The 14,925-nt window shown below is 57.9% G+C and carries 13 protein-coding genes and 1 pseudogene; 4 read left to right on the top strand and 10 right to left on the bottom strand.

All coding sequences use genetic code 11. The features are described 5' to 3' along the window. Nucleotides 1-268: 268 nt before the first annotated feature. The 10 genes and pseudogenes from AC1VNY_RS26225 to AC1VNY_RS26180 all read right to left on the bottom strand — a co-directional run bounded on the left by AC1VNY_RS26225 (nucleotide 269) and on the right by AC1VNY_RS26180 (nucleotide 10,328). Nucleotides 269-442, bottom strand: coding sequence for a hypothetical protein (locus AC1VNY_RS26225; protein ID WP_482407370.1), 174 nt, complete (start codon nucleotides 440-442; stop codon nucleotides 269-271). Between the two features lie 805 nt (nucleotides 443-1,247). Beyond that, nucleotides 1,248-2,372, bottom strand: coding sequence for a M20 family metallopeptidase (locus AC1VNY_RS26220; RefSeq protein ID WP_482407369.1), 1,125 nt, complete (start codon nucleotides 2,370-2,372; stop codon nucleotides 1,248-1,250). Nucleotides 2,373-3,324: 952 nt separating this feature from the next. Next, a pseudogene (locus AC1VNY_RS26215) lies at nucleotides 3,325-3,438 on the bottom strand (site-specific integrase); the annotation flags it as partial. 7 nt (nucleotides 3,439-3,445) lie between these two features. Then, nucleotides 3,446-3,970, bottom strand: a complete 525-nt coding sequence (locus AC1VNY_RS26210; RefSeq protein ID WP_482407368.1) for a flavin reductase family protein — start codon at nucleotides 3,968-3,970, stop codon at nucleotides 3,446-3,448. A gap of 726 nt (nucleotides 3,971-4,696) precedes the next feature. Next, nucleotides 4,697-5,704: an anthranilate phosphoribosyltransferase gene (gene trpD, locus AC1VNY_RS26205; RefSeq protein WP_482407367.1), complete on the bottom strand. Its 1,008-nt coding sequence runs from the start codon at nucleotides 5,702-5,704 to the stop codon at nucleotides 4,697-4,699. Between the two features lie 398 nt (nucleotides 5,705-6,102). Next, nucleotides 6,103-6,264 (bottom strand): hypothetical protein, encoded by a 162-nt coding sequence (locus AC1VNY_RS26200; RefSeq protein WP_482407366.1) that lies wholly within the window; start codon nucleotides 6,262-6,264, stop codon nucleotides 6,103-6,105. Nucleotides 6,265-6,289: 25 nt separating this feature from the next. Further along, the gene (locus tag AC1VNY_RS26195) at nucleotides 6,290-7,897 is read right to left on the bottom strand and encodes an acyl-CoA carboxylase subunit beta (RefSeq protein WP_482407365.1); all 1,608 of its coding nucleotides are present in this window, start codon (nucleotides 7,895-7,897) and stop codon (nucleotides 6,290-6,292) included. A 1-nt stretch (nucleotide 7,898) separates the two neighbouring features. Further along, a complete protein-coding gene (locus AC1VNY_RS26190; protein ID WP_482407364.1) occupies nucleotides 7,899-8,402 on the bottom strand; it encodes an acyl-CoA carboxylase biotin carboxyl carrier protein subunit in 504 nt (167 codons plus the stop codon). Between the two features lies 1 nt (nucleotide 8,403). Next, a complete protein-coding gene (locus AC1VNY_RS26185; RefSeq protein WP_482407363.1) occupies nucleotides 8,404-9,873 on the bottom strand; it encodes an acetyl-CoA carboxylase biotin carboxylase subunit in 1,470 nt (489 codons plus the stop codon). A 155-nt stretch (nucleotides 9,874-10,028) separates the two neighbouring features. Further along, nucleotides 10,029-10,328 carry a hypothetical protein gene (locus tag AC1VNY_RS26180; RefSeq protein WP_482407362.1) on the bottom strand — a complete coding sequence of 100 codons (300 nt, stop codon included), beginning with the start codon at nucleotides 10,326-10,328 and terminating at the stop codon, nucleotides 10,029-10,031. 394 nt (nucleotides 10,329-10,722) lie between these two features. On the opposite strand from AC1VNY_RS26180, the gene AC1VNY_RS26175 reads away from it, so the two are divergent. From AC1VNY_RS26175 to AC1VNY_RS26160, 4 genes are all read left to right on the top strand, one after another. Then, complete coding sequence (locus AC1VNY_RS26175; RefSeq protein ID WP_482407361.1) at nucleotides 10,723-10,941, top strand: hypothetical protein; 219 nt, start codon at nucleotides 10,723-10,725, stop codon at nucleotides 10,939-10,941. A 1,986-nt stretch (nucleotides 10,942-12,927) separates the two neighbouring features. After that, entirely contained in the window at nucleotides 12,928-13,098 is a 171-nt protein-coding gene (locus AC1VNY_RS26170) for a hypothetical protein (protein WP_194456179.1), read from the top strand. Then, a complete protein-coding gene (locus tag AC1VNY_RS26165; RefSeq protein ID WP_482407360.1) occupies nucleotides 13,080-13,499 on the top strand; it encodes a DUF7694 domain-containing protein in 420 nt (139 codons plus the stop codon). The genes AC1VNY_RS26170 and AC1VNY_RS26165 overlap by 19 nt, the downstream gene beginning before the upstream one ends. A 624-nt stretch (nucleotides 13,500-14,123) precedes the next feature. Continuing rightward, the gene (locus AC1VNY_RS26160) at nucleotides 14,124-14,912 is read left to right on the top strand and encodes a YopT-type cysteine protease domain-containing protein (protein ID WP_482407359.1); all 789 of its coding nucleotides are present in this window, start codon (nucleotides 14,124-14,126) and stop codon (nucleotides 14,910-14,912) included. Nucleotides 14,913-14,925 lie beyond the last annotated feature (13 nt).

Raw genomic sequence — 14,925 nt, 5'->3', positions numbered from 1 at the left:
GGTTGTCATGGGGAGCGAACGATCGACACTGTTCGAGGTATCTCAGGCACACTTGATCCACTTGCTCTGCTTTGCTCGGAAGCAGTCGTGTGCATCTGCCCGTAGTGATAGCTGCACCATGACGACTGTTTCTTGCCTGGTCTTTGACATACAGGCTCGCCGCACATATATGCCGATCTTGGATCTCCATCTTTGAAGCCGACAATGGCCCGGCATTGGCCTTCAATGTGGTCGATCAGCAGGACCTTCTTGATGCCGTCCGGCTCTTTCAACTTGCTGCTCCGGGATATCGAACCATCTCTTCCGATGCCGCGCCAGTCACGTCGAGCGACATTTGCAGCTCAAGTTTCTTGAAAAGCTCCGCAGTCGCATGGGCCGTCGCACACTTGCGCGACAAAAAGCCCCCATCAGCGTCGGGAAAGTGGTGTGAATCGAACCACATGCTGGCTCTCCGAGCTGAGTTCGGTACAATCGTCTCGCCGTTCGGTTGCAAATGCAGGAAGCGGCGGTGCCCTGCACCGGCTCGGGATCGAGGTGTACGTTGATCTCTTCCGGCATCATCACCGTCTCGCTGGCGCCTCGCTTTGAGACAGCCGCATAGTATCGGTTCTGGAATGCCGGGCCGTTCACACCTAGCTGCGAGCCGCGGCGCTACGATCAAGACTCGCTGCACGAGCGTCTCGACCAATTTGCTGTCGGGAATGAGGATCATGACCAACACTCAGCGTATGTTCTGACGAGGTGAGACATTCGTAATCCTTCACGATTCCGACGGTAGACGAAGACTCGCGTCGATTTTGGGGATCGTACAACTTAACGTTACGTCCGATTCAAGCCCTCTTGTGCAACCCGCGGAACATGCCAAAGCTCTCAGGTTTGCCGGTAAGGCGATGCCAAGCGGTGTCGTGTCGACAGCAATTCTGCGCCACGGTCTGCGTCAGAAAGTCGCTTGAGACGAGGTTCGCAAGCGGCGAGGCTGTTGCCGAAACACCCACGCTTTCGCGATCGGGCATCCATCGTCTTCGCAGCCATAGCGGATGTAACGTCCGCTGTGCCGTTATTGAATGCTTCAATGCGCATCTATCGGGCGCTGACGTGGCAAGCCCACGGCGAGATCCGACGATTTTGTTCGACAAGTCGGCCTGATGGTAGCTGATCACTTTGCGCCGTTCGAACGAGCCGCGCGAATGTGCGAGCGTGCCGTCATTCAGTACACGTCGCGGTCGCGGGCTTCACTGGAGCGAAGATCATTGCAGCGTCTGATAGAGGCGATAGAGGAGCCGGGCGCGCGGCTCAATCGACGAAATGTAGAGTTGCTCATAATGCGTATGGGCGCCCTTGCCGTCGACGCCGAGACCGTCGAGGGTTGCGGTATGCGGCGCGGTGAAATTGGCGTCCGAGCCGCCGCCGCTGAATACATCGAGCAACTTGAAGCCGAGTCCGGTGGCAAGGCTCCTGGCGTGATCGTAAAGTGCGGCGCCGGCGTTGCTCTTTTCATACGGTGGACGGTTCAATCCGCCGATAACCTTCACGCTGACACCATGGGTGCGTGAGGTGATGCCGAGGATCTTAGGAACCAACTCGTTGGCGTCAGCCATGGTCGGCACCCGCATATCGACTTCCGCATAGGCTTCTTCGGCGATCACATTGGACTTGGTGCCGCCTCGGACGACGCCGACATTGACGGTGACGCCACGCTTGAGATCGTTCATCGCCTCCAGTGTCTGGATCACATTGCCAAGTTCCCGGATCGCGCTGCAGCCATCTTCGGGGCGCGCACCGGCGTGGGCCGGCGTGCCCTTGACGAAGACCTCAAAGCGCGCAACGCCTTTGCGTCCGGTGACGATCTTGCCGCCCTCGCGCGCGGGTTCGGTCACCAGCACATACTTGGCCTTGCGGCCCTCGGCCTCGATCAATGCCCGCGAGGTCGGGCTACCGATCTCTTCGTCCGATACGTAAAGCTGGGTGATGCCGAGCGGAGGGCGGGCATCATCGGCGCAAACCTGCCGGAACGCGTGATACGCGAGATAGGCACCGCCCTTCATGTCATAGATGCCTGGGCCGAATGCCCTATTGCCCTCGACTTTGAACGGCAGGCGCTCGATGAACCCCATTGGATGAACTGTGTCGAGATGGCTCAGCACGAGAATGCCCGGTACGCCTTGCCCCCAGGACGAGCGTGTGACCAAATGATCGCCGCAGCCGTCACGTGCCGCAACGCGGTCGACGCTGGCCGACAAGTCACGATAGCCCGACGCGACGAGATCAGCCAGTTTGTTGACCTGATCCGGCCGTTCCGTTGGAGACTCGATCTCGACCCAGCGGCGGATGCCGTCGAGAATCACCGCGGCTTCGAATGGGTTGCTGGACATAGATCTGACGCCCTTTGAATCGACTTTCAGCGTTCGCAGAAGATCGTGATAGAGTCCATTTGATCGCACCATGATCTAACGCGAAGACCTTCAGAGTCCCCAACGTTGTGGGTCAGGTGGGCCTCTGAAGTCTAAGTCTTGCCGCAGGCAATGATGCTACGCCGATTGAAATAAACAGCTACCAAACTTGGTAGGATCCAGCATGCAAGCTCGAGAGCCGGTGGCTGTTCTCGTGAACTGTAGCTGTTCTGCTCAATTCCTCCGCTAACTGCGCAGCTTACATTCCCCGCAATTCAGCGGCCTCGTGGCCGCTTGCTGCTATCTTGTCTTCACACGTGTCTGCGAGTCTTCGGGCGACCCGGCACCGGAACAGGCAGGAAATGAAAGACACTGCGGACGCGATCAAGACCCGGCCCGGGACGGCGGCGATGCCGATACGGATGCCGGCGAGACAAACGACCCAACGCTCAAGGCCAGCTACGAAGTGCAGGAACGCAAGCGCAAAGGCGGGCAAGGTTCGTCGCAGAAGGGCTAGATCGCGTCAAGGCGCTAGACTAGGCTCCGCTGTCGTGGCCTCGGGATGCGCCACAAGCTGCCGTTCACCCAATGCTCTTCCGTGAGGATGTCTGCGGGCACTGGCCTTGAACACGTTGATGCCAAGGCCGGCGAGAAGATCAGCGGCGTCTACCGGGCGGATGCCGGCGCTAAACAGCGGTTCGACATCGAGCAATCTTCGTGCTCGAGGTGGAACCCGGCGTCGAGCGTTTCTATACTCACTTCGCGAGATGAGTGTAATTCCGGTTAACCTCGGCTCCGGGGGCGAAGCAGCGTGCCCGATTCCAACCTCTTGTGTTCCATGTCTGCCTCGGACGCGCTCTTGTTCGCATCAAGAAGTCGTCCAGCTTGAGCGGGTCGCTCACCTCTTGTGCTGGCGCGGGATCGCAGCTCACGGGAAAATACGATAGGTACGTTCGTGACGCAGATCATGAAAATGCAGGTCATCGATCTTTAACGCGTCACAGGCTCGCGTGAACGCCGCACTCACCGAACGGTGCTTGTAAAGGAAATCGCACTCAATCAAGCGGCAAGGTTCGAAGCGCGCCCCGGAAGTTGATCAATGGATTGCCGAGGCCTACCTGGGTCGCGATGATTCGTCCGATAAAGATGGTGTGTGTGCCAATCACCTTGTGGTCGTAGAGGACGCATTCGAGCGCACAAAAAGCGTTCGGCAATAGCGGTACATCGAGGACGCCCTGTTTCCAGGGCGCGGTATCGAAGCGGTGAACACCTTTCGCACCCTCCTGACCGCCAAAACGTAGCGCAAGGTCAATCTGGTCATTGCGCAGAAGGCTGACTCCGAAGCTGCGACTGGCGAGTATCCCGTCATGCGTCTCGGAGCCGACTTTTATGCCAACGAGCAGGCACGGTGGCTCCATGCAAATGGAGGTCACCGAACTGACCGTCAGTCCACGTCGTTCTGCTGCCTTTCCGGTCGCCACGATGGCGACACCGCTCGCCAGATTTCGCATGGCCTGACGGAACTCGGTCGCTTGGACAGATGGGGTATCCCGAATCCTAGGAGGGGACTGGTGGCTCATGACCTGCCTCTGGAGCTTTACTCCAATTCTGGTGTCTCCGTTGCGCGCGGATGACCTTGATCCCTTTGTGCCTGCTATTGGGCGCACGGTGTCGCGTTGCGCAACCAATGGCTGCCCCTCTCGCCGGGCAACTCAGCGCGAGGAGGTTTCCTGCTTGGGAGTACCCTGTTGATGCACGTGGCAGCGGCGAGTCGCAATTCTGCCCGCGCCGTCGATCCCGACGACGAATCCATGAACAGTCCGGCCGGATGTTTTCCGCATGGAGCAGCATAGGTACGCTAATTGACTCTCAAGAGAACACGCTTTTTCGCATCGAGAAGATGTCCATCGAGTGTCGCGTGCAGCGCACCTCGTAGCTCCGGCGGGATCGATCCGTCCGTGTCGATCAATTCCCGAAACTTTCTAATGATGTGTTCTATCGTTGCAATGGATCCGAGTGTTTCCATATCCTGTGAGGACATTGCTGATGATCTCCTTTGGAGCGCAGCGCACGAGCGTGTCGTCGCGCTCCCCGACTTCAACTGTGTGCCGCAACAGGCTCTTGCCGATAAAGAAGGGGGCTCTCGCGCCGCGTGGTTAAGGCGAATTGTTTGATCAATGCGCGGACAGACGGCAACACCATCTTCGAAAGTGCGCAGAAGCAGCCGCGCGTTCGCGGCTGCAATCCCTTCGCGCTTGTGAGCATTGGCGTTGATCAAGACGTTAGAACATCGAGCAACCCCGCTGTCACGCATTGGAAACCGTGATCAGGCGCTTCAGACGAGTGGCCGCGGCGCCGCGATCAAGCGACGCTTTCCCAAGTGCAACGCCTTCCTGCAGCGTTGAGGCCCGGCCGGCTACAATCAAAGCGGCCGCCGCATTCAAAAGCGCGGCATCTCGAAATCGACTTGGTGCGCCATCAAGCATGCTTTGCAGCGCGGCGGCATCGGCATCGTCGCCTTCCAGCGCCTCCTTGCGGCAGCGGCGGAGACCGGCTTCTTCCGGCGTCACTTCGAAGGTACGGATTGTACCCGCCTCAAGCGATGCAACAAAGGTCTGGCCGGTAAGGGTAATTTCGTCGAGTCCGTCCGAGCCATGAACCACCCATACCGATTCCGCACCAAGGTTCTTCAATACATACGCCAAAGGCTGGACCCATTCGCGAGAGAATACTCCGATCATCTGCCGCTTGACTCTGGCCGGATTGGACAGAAGTCCGATTAGATTGAAAATCGTGTGGGTCCCAAGTGCGGTCCGAATCTGGCCAACGCGCTGCATCGCCGGATAATGGGGCGCCGCAAACATGAAGCCGATGCCAGCTTCGTGCACGCAACGCGCAACCGCCTCAGGCTCAAGATCGATCTTCACGCCGAGGCGCGCCAACACGTCTGCGGCACACAAACCGGAGGACGCAGCGCGGTTGGCGTTATTGACAACAGGAACGCCGGCCCCGGCAACAATAAAGGAGGCGCATGTCGACACGTTAGCCGACCACATGGAGCCTTCGCTCGCGCCAGTGATATCGATGGGATCGCAAGCCGCCTCGACCCGCGGCATTCTATCCCGAATCGCCGAGGCTGCACCGGTAACTTCTTCGACCGTTTCGCCGCGAACCCGCATTCCCATCAACAAGCCGCCGATCTGCGAAGGGGTCGCGTGTCCCGACATCATGCTGTCGAAGGCTAACGCGGTTTCCTCACGCGTCAGAGTGGCGCCGCTGGCAACTTTGCCAATGATCGATTTGAGCGCTTCCATCGAACTTTCCAGGATCCGTGTCCAAAGCTGAGGCTCGTCCGTTCAACGGTGTTTTCGTTGAAGAGACATGACATTGGTGCATCGAAGCAGCTGCCTGCCGCCCAACCTGAGCGGCTGATACTTCATTGACCCCTGCGTATCGGTTGGTTGGGTGCGGGGCCCTCGGGGAGGCTACAACCTGACGCTACGTGAGGGTCAAGCTCTCCATTTTATGGTGCTGTCAGGACAGCTCATCGGCCGATCAGAACAGTGCAGGCGCGTGGACGCCAGCGCCAACGTAAATGTCTCGCGCCGGTGGTTGCCGCGGCTGTCTCTTGAGCGCGGTGTTCCGATCCGGTCCACGGAAGCCTTCGGCCTGCGGGCGCCGCGTCGTCGAGCGTTGAAGCGAGCTCCATTACCTATTTCGGGTCGAAGCCCGACCTCATGGCTACCAGAAAGTAACCGGCCAGATTGCAGGTGAAGGTGCACAGAACGTCACGAACACCATGCTCTGCTGCTTTCACGGATTGGCTGTCATCGAACTCTACCTGCTGACGGTTGCGGAAGGTGGTATATCTCAAGCTGCATCTCGTGTTCGGTCCTGCTTTATAGCCGGAATACGCCATACTGCGGCGCGTCGATCGGCGCATTGAGCGAAGCGCTCAATGCAATTGCGAGGGCGGTTCTGGTGTCGACAGGATCCAGGATGCCGTCGTCCCAGATTTCGGAGGTCGCATAATAGGCGCTGGATCGTTCGTGATATTCTTCAAGAATTGGCTCTCGAATGGCTGCCAGTTCCTGCTCGGAGAGACGTCCGCCCGCGCGAGCCAACTGTCGCGCCTTGACGTGGGTGAGAACGCCGGCGGCCTGCTCGGCGCCCATCGCGGATATCTGGGAATTAGGCCAGCTGAACACAAATCGAGGATCAAACGCGCGTCCCGACATAGCGTAAGTGCCCGCGCCGTGCGAGCTATTGCAAACGACCGTAAACTTTGGCGCGGACGCTCCGGATACTGCCATGATCAGCTTAGCGCCGTCCTTGGTAATCCCACGCCGCTCATATTCGCGGCCAACCATGAAGCCCGTGACATTCTGCAGGAAGAGCAGGGGCGTCCGATTCTTGTCGCATAATTGGATGAAATGAGCGCCCTTCAGCGAGCTATCGCTGAACAGCACGCCATTATTGGCAAGGATCCCGACTTGATATCCATGAAGCCGCGCAAAGCCACACACAAGTGACGTGCCAAAACGCGGCTGGTACTCATGAAATCGGCTGCCATCGACCAGACGAGCGATGATCTCTCGCATGTCGAACTGCGCTCGGGCGTCCTTTGGAATGATACCGTAGAGTTCGGAAGCACTGTAGGCGGGGGGCTCAGGAGCCACTCGATCGATCCAAGTCTTCGCCGGTTGGCGGAACCGAGCGACGACGTCGCGGGCAATCGCAATTGCATGCATCTCGGAGCTTGCGACGTAATCACTGGTGCCCGACACGTTGGTATGCATGAGAGCGCCGCCCAGATCTTCGGCCGACACGTGTTCCCCGGTGGCAGCCTTTACGACCGGGGGGCCGCCGAGAAAAATCGCTCCCGTACCTTCGACCATGATGTTGTATTCACTAAGCGCGGGGACGTAGGCCCCTGCCGCGGTGCAGTGGCCCATGACGATGGCGACCTGCGGCACCCCCATCTTCGATAGAATGGATTGATTCCGGAGTATTCGACCGGCGTGGTAGCGATCCGCAAAGAATTCCGCCTGCAAAGGCAGAAACCCGCCGGCGCAGTCGCACAGATGAATCACCGGCAGACGGTTCTCGATGGCGATATCCAGGGCCCGCACAATCTTCTTGACCGAGAGCGGATACCATGCGCCGCTTTTCACGCTGGCATCGTCGGCATGAACAATCACCTCCCGACCCGCCACAATGCCGATGCCTACGACCTGCGCGGCGCTGGGCACCTCGCCATCATATGCCTTGTTGGCGGCCAGCGTGGAAAGCTCCAGGAACGGAGTTTCCGGATCGAGCAAGGCTGCGAGTCGCTCGCGAACAAACAGTTTGTTCTGTCGACGCAGTCGTTCGAAGTCCCGTTCAGGCCGGTGGAAGCGGGCAGCGCGTTGCCGTTCCTTCAATTCGGCCGCAAGCTGTCTGTTATGGAAATCATTGCGGCGAAACGCCTGCGAGTTAACGTCCGCTACGGAACCGATCCGCTGCATTTCAGCGCCCCTCTTCGGACAGCGTGACCAGCACAGCGTCATGCTCGAAGCTTTCGCCTTCCTTGACGTGAATCCGATCGACGATGCCGTCCTGTGGTGAGCGTATGATCGTCTCCAGCTTCATGCTCTCAATCATCATCAGCGCCATTCCCGCCGAGACTGATTGGCCAGGCGAAACGGTAGTCGCAATAACTACGCCAGGCATCGGCGCACGGGCGATTAGAGGACGTGTTTCGTCATTCGCGGTAGTGAGCGCTCGCAATGGGTCGTTGTAGCGCACAATGCGGGTTCTGCCGCGTATATGCAGGTGAATCAGGTCGCCATCGATGGCGAACCTGACCGGTTCGCGTTCCCCCGCAATGGTCAGGATGCCGCTACTCTCACTGTGCTGCGTGAACGCGACGGGGGCAATTACTTGGTCGCACAAATGGAGCCGGTAGCCCTGCTGGCTGGTTGAAAGCCATAGCCTATGGTCTACGCGGTCGACCTCGAATGAGTGATACACGTCAATTTCTCCAGCTGCCGAATGCTGCGTGAAGCTCGGGCACGGCGTCAGCGGAAGCACGCACCGGTCTCGTCAGCAGAGCGGCGGATGCCAGGAACGCAGACAATCCGGTAGCAAAATTGTCCGCTGCAAGATGCGGGTTTTCTTCAAGGTATCCCGTATGAAGCTGACCGCCGAGAAATGCCTCGTCGGCTAGGATCCGGGCGAGCAAGCTTGCATTGGTCTCACACCCAAGTAGAACAAGTTCTCGAACCGCACGATGGGCTTTCATAGCAGCCTCTATGCGGCTTGGTGCATGCACGATGATCTTTGCAAGCATCGGATCGAACGCCGCCGTGATGTGCTGACCTCGCATGATGCCGCTGTCGATCCGTACGCCGTCCGGATACTCGAGAAGAAGTACTTTGCCAGTGGTTGGAACGTATCCGCGTTCGGGAGCCTCCGCGTACAGCCTAAGCTCGATCGCATGCCCGTTCGAAGCAATATCGGATTGCGAAAGCGCAAGTTCGCGGCCCGCTGCGGCATAAACCTGTTCGGCGATCAGGTCGACGCCAGTGACCATCTCGGTCACTGGATGCTCGACTTGAAGGCGGGTATTCATTTCGAGAAAGTAGAAGTCGCCTTCGCTGAGAATGAACTCAACCGTTCCAGCATTGTGATATTGCGCCGCACGGGCGATGCCGACAGCGGCTTCGCAAATGCGCGCCCGCAATTCTGGTGATAACGCGGGCGAGGGCGTCTCCTCTATGATCTTCTGGAAGCGGCGCTGCACCGAACACTCACGCTCGAAGAGATGGACTAGGTTACCGAAGGCGTCACCCAACACCTGTACTTCGATGTGCCGCGGCATTTCGAGATATCGTTCGACATAAAGTCGGCCATCTCCGAAGCAGCGACGCGCTTCACTGCGGGCCTGCTCGATGGCTGCTTCCAATGCATCTGGGTCGCGGACAATCCGCATGCCCTTGCCCCCACCGCCCCCTGTCGGCTTCACCAGCAAAGGATATCCGACAGCTTGCGCTCTCGAAACGAATGTCGGCGGATCATCTTCTTCGATGGCGCAGGGAAGGACTGGAAAGCCGTTACGCTGAACGAAATTGCGGGCCCGGATCTTGTCCCCCATGAGCTCGATGGTTTCCGGAGCAGGCCCGATGAAGGTAATACCTGCCTTGATCACAGTCCTGGCGAACTCCGCACTCTCGGAAAGCAATCCATAACCCGGATGCAGTGCCCCGGCATTCGCCTTGCGAGCGGCAGCGATGATCTGCGCTATGTCCAGATAGCTCGCCACCGGCGTGCGGCCGCTAATCGGAATCGCCAAGTCGGCCATGGAGACGGCCGGGGTCAGGGCGTCTACCTCGTGGTAGGCAATCGCAGAACGGAGTCCAAGCTTCCGTGACGTTTTGATGATTCGTGCAGCTATCTCGCCCCTATTGGCGATTAGAACCGTGTCGAAGGGTAATTTGTGCATTCGCTTATCCGGACAAGCACTGTGGCCAGAGCGTCTGTCAGTTGTGACCGATTGGTACCGCTCTCGACGGCCCGCGCTTGATCACTTGCCTTGGTGGAAGATCAGGCTTGATCCATTTCAAAATGTGAGCTGGCACGGCTCACGCCGGCGATCCCTCATTTTGAGCCACTGTTCTTCTTGCCAGTATCTCGAACGGAGAACACGTAGCGACACTGCTGGCTGAGGCTCGCTTGCTTTGATCGAAGACAAGACGTAATGGCGACACGATCAGGTATGTGGCTGCTGCACAGGCGGATCACGTCCTCCATACAAGCTTCCTTCTCCTCCGCGGTCGGCGCTTGGTCGCGCGCATTCATCTGTTCGGGGATTGCGGCTGTCATTGCGACAGCAAGAGCGATAGCGCGGTAGTCGCCATTGAGAAGCGAAGCCAAACGCAGCCGTGGGTTTTGAGTCATGATATCCCTTCAAGCCGGTGGGGGCAGCGGTTGTGTTTTCACTTGGCCAAACGCAAAATGACCTGACGATTGGAAAATGGCCCGGGTAGGCAGTTCTCATTATCTGTCAGGAAGCGTCTAGATTGTCGAAGGTGGTCCCCACATGTCTAGGATCGTACAATCTGACGCAACGAGCGATTCAAGCCCCTTCGTGGGCCCAATCGTCTGAAGATCTGGGAATGTGCATGTTCCGTCTTAGGCGAACGCCTACGCGAGGGGCCTCGGATGGAACAGTGTACGCAGTATTGCTGCACGGCGCCTGCGCATGGCACGGCGGCGTAGCCAACGAGATAAGCATCGCTGTTACGTAATTGTACGTAGCGCGCTTGTCGCATTTCTTTGATCTGACAATTGCATGCTCACCGCCATGAATCCGAAAAGTAAACTCTACGAGCCCGATCACTGGCGAGGCCGTGCGGAAGCAACGCGAAAGAAGGCGGAAGCACTCGCTTACGGCAAATCCAGAGATAGGCTTCTTAAGATTGCCATCGAATACGACAAGCTGGCTCTGCGTGCCCAGGACTGGCAGGCGCGCATAAACGAGAACGACACGTTGTCCGATTATGAGTTGTAAGGGCTCGCTGCGCTTCAACCAACTCCCCGGGCATACCGGTTCGCAATTGCATTCGTGGAACAAAGGTCGCTCGGCGCGCTTGGCGCCGAGTCAATTGCAAGTCTGTACACCGGATGAGCCGAGACGTACGGCGGGGCGTCAGATCTCGGGGAGAGGGCACGAGGTGGCCGCGTGCAACATGTTGATATGACGGCCTGCTCCTGTCGCGATGGGATCGGGACGCTGGCGAGTCTGGCGACGCGATCCCTGTCGCCATTCTTGCGCGGGCTTCACAAAGCGCGTTTGCGGCCTTCTGCGCATCTGGGCGCGGGTAATAGCCGATGTCAGCCGGCATGCTGGCGGGTCATGTCCGTCCGCCGATTCGAGGCGTTGTCCTGTTATCTCCGCCCATTTCGTTTGCGTCGCGAGAGAGCCGCATGTCGTGTCTAGGTAATCCGTCAGGTGTTGACTTGAACCAAATCAAAGAAAGAGAGTTCCACTGCCAGACTGGCGGTGCGCCTGCTTCATCCTCCGCACGATTTGATCGGAACAGTCGCGGCATACGAGTGGTCGAGAAGCGCTCGTGTGCCGCACTATCTGTCAAGACATCGCCCTCGATTCTATTTCGCTCATAGGAGCGCTGCGACGCTCCAGCAGATACCGGCCCAGAGCAGCGCGTTTAGGAGCAAGCCGACCAGTGGCCACAGGTTCCATTTCGTTTGTGTCGGCCAAGATCCGCAATCAGCGCCATACTGCTTGATCATGGGGTGCTTTGGTGTGCGCCAGTGCATCATTCATCCCACGATGCGCTGGCCCACGGAAGCAGGCTCGCGTTTGGATGTCTCGTATCACTCATGAGTTTCGCGGTCTTCCTTCACGGGCTTGAGTGTCAAAATTCCGTTCGTATCGTCGCTCAGACGAAAAACCCTGCGAATCGCCGGCCTGCGTAGCGCTGCAGCGTTCCGGACAACACAAATAGCCCGTCGTGAATTGACGACCGGATATGGCGCGTCCTGTTCGCTTCGTTTTCTTGACCGCAGCAATCAGCATGCCACGAACGGAGATGTACCGGCGCCGCTTTGACAAAAGAAAAAATGCTATTTGTCGCGTTCAGCGCCATGGTCTAGCTGCCCTTAGTCGAATTCGCGACACCGATGTCTGAAAGCCAACGACAGTAGGTCCGTCGCAAGCGACATACGGCGACAATGTCGTCCGAAAGATCGCCGTTGATCGCGGTTCAGCCTGAGGCAGCAAGCCAAGTTAGTCGTCTTCGCTGACCGCTAGCTGACGAAGAGCCGCTTAGATGGAAGAAAAGCGTTGAGATGTTGGCAGTTCACTTAATGACATGTTGGCTCAGCCGTCTGCGGCTCCGATGCGAACTGGTTTGAGTTTGCGCTCTTACAGCCTGATCACGGTCACATAGATGACGCATTGGCACTGTTTCAGACCACGAGAAGCGCGTGCTGCGAGCTATGGAGGACCCACATGACGGCGCGGACCGAGGCGCCGTCCCTTTCGAATCATAGTGGCGGCAGAGCGTGCGCGGCTTTCGAGCCATAATGGAATCTACAAGCAGGTATCATATGCGATCAAATGGAGCCGCCGGGATGACGATCGGTCCATCGTCGATGAGTTGATGGGCCATGATCGGCCTCGACCCATTTCATATGGTCAAGCACATCACCAGCTGATCTGCACGGGCAGGGCAATGAATACTTGTTTGGACGTGCTAAGGCTCAAGAGCCGACCTGCCTGCAGGCCGGCGCTGTTCGGCGAAGAGAGCCCAAGCCTGCCAGCATAGATGAGCAAGATGGCCCACGCGAGGCTCGACGTGGTGACGAAGTCGTCCACCGGGTCTGCCCGTCGGGTCAACCATGGGTGTGTAACTGGCCGATTCGTATCGAGCGGATCGTGCGCGGCCTGGCAATCAAGGGGCAAATGAGCGTGTCCGTCGTGTCCTAAAACGCGATATGAGCGTTCGAAAACCAAGAATTAGGAGAGCAAGTGATGATGGACATCTGCGTATTTCTCGGCAGATGGTTCGCTGAAGAGTGGTTTTGGAACGCCGGGGTGAGGACCGAGCTGGCGCCGGTTGATCAGTTGCCAGACAACGTCATCTACGTCGACTTCAAAGCAATCCGCGAGGCAAAGGAGGGGACGTGCGAGCGCAGATCATAGAGAAGCTTGAGGCTGGCCGGGTAAAATACGGGCAGTTCGCCAGCGTTCCTGGATCAGGCCCTTGCGGCCTGTTTCTTGTGCAGGGGCCCTGCGGGTGTGAACTCAAGATCAGTGGATTTGTTCGTCCTACCTGGGAGCACGTCGCTGTCTCGACGGCGCGGCGTTGTCCAAACTGGGAAGAGATGTGCTTCGTAAAAGACCTGTTTTGGGATGAAGAGGAGTGCGTGATGCAATTGCATCCGCCTCTTTCGCAATATGTGAATAACAGTCGGTATTGCCTGCATCTATGGAGACCCACTGATCGAGACATCCCGATGCCACCGCCGAGCTTCGTAGGCATTGTTGGGCTAAGACCGTCCGACGCAGCAATGTTGTTTGCGCGGATGAGTGCGACAGCATGACGAGTTGCATCAACAATGTCCGCGCAGAAGCGGGCGCTTGGTTAGCGCAGAAACGTCGGTTCTGCGCCGCCGGAAGGCAGCACGATTGCCGGACATGTCGGGCTTGTCTGCCAGTTGCAACGTGCCGGGGGGCAGCCGGAAATCCGGCTGCCGCACAGGTGGTCATTAACGTGTACTGAATCGGCAAGAGTTGCCTCATATGCATCACCGCGGCTGCTTTCATCGTGGGCGTGTTGGGATTCGAGTTAGTTTTTGGTGGTGTTCAGCCAGTGCTTGTGGAAAGCCGCGTTGAACGTGGGGGTAGGAGCAACAACGGAAGTCGTATCGAGGGCGGGCACCACTTCAAGCGGAACCACGTGCTCTGCAGTCCCAGCCACTCGCCCGGAACAGGGCTGGCGATCAAAACGGTGTGCCTCCAATCGGGGAGATGAACGATAACGTTTCCAAGCTTGTCGGCTCGACAGCTTGTCGTCAGCTTGCGGCAATATCCTTCAGAGGCAGAGCATGAGCATCCCGCACTCGCTCTGAGGAAATCTGCGCTCAAGAGGCAGGCGAGCCATCATGTATAATCGAGTGAGCGGACTATCCATAGCTTCCAATCGGGCTGATCAATCGGGACAGTCGATGGACAGTGGCAGCTTTGCGCAAGCACTTACGGAATGCGCGCAACAGGAGAGTCTGTCAGATGGTGAGTCGTTCGACCAAATGGGGGGCTGCTGCAGCAGGCCAGACGCAAACGGTTACAGTCCAGAGCCCTCCGACTCCAGCGTATCTTCTCTGTCCTACGATTCCAATCCATCCTCTCTGTCCTCCGATTCCAATCCATCCTCTCCAGCAAGGCCGATCCGTGCCCTGTTCGATTACAGGACTGCTGAATTGCCTGAGGCCAATGTTAACGGTATCTGCCTTGGGTTGGCCGCGGAGTGGCTGCTCGATCTCAATAGTAGCCCCTCATCCCGAATGAGTGCGCTGCGGCCGGGCGCTCAAAACCATGCCTCGGCGGCAGCGCGGCAGAAGGAGTATGAAGATGCCAAGACTGACTTGCGAAACGCTGGGGCAGCAGGTTCTCATGGCCTTCAGGCAAGAAGCAAAATGTTGGGTGATGCGGGTTTGCATCCATCCAACGAACAGACGCGATATAGGTTCGGCTCATCTTCGCGCATTGACAAGATAGTGAAAGAAATCACGGCCGATCCATCGGTCTACGTGCTCAGCTTGCGTTTCGCAGCAGGTGGCAAACACTCAATCGCGACGTCGACATCGAATGGAATGACGACCCTCTTTGATCCTAATTATGGGGAGTTTACTGTTCGCTCAGATCAGATAGGTGAGGTGTTCAAAAGTCTTGCCGAGCGCTACAGGAACCCGAACCAACGTGATATATCGACGGTTGTCACGCAAAGGGTCGCCTGAGCGTTCGGAGCTT

Source organism: Bradyrhizobium ferriligni, assembly GCF_056837965.1.
This window is presented reverse-complemented; position numbering and strand designations above follow the sequence as displayed.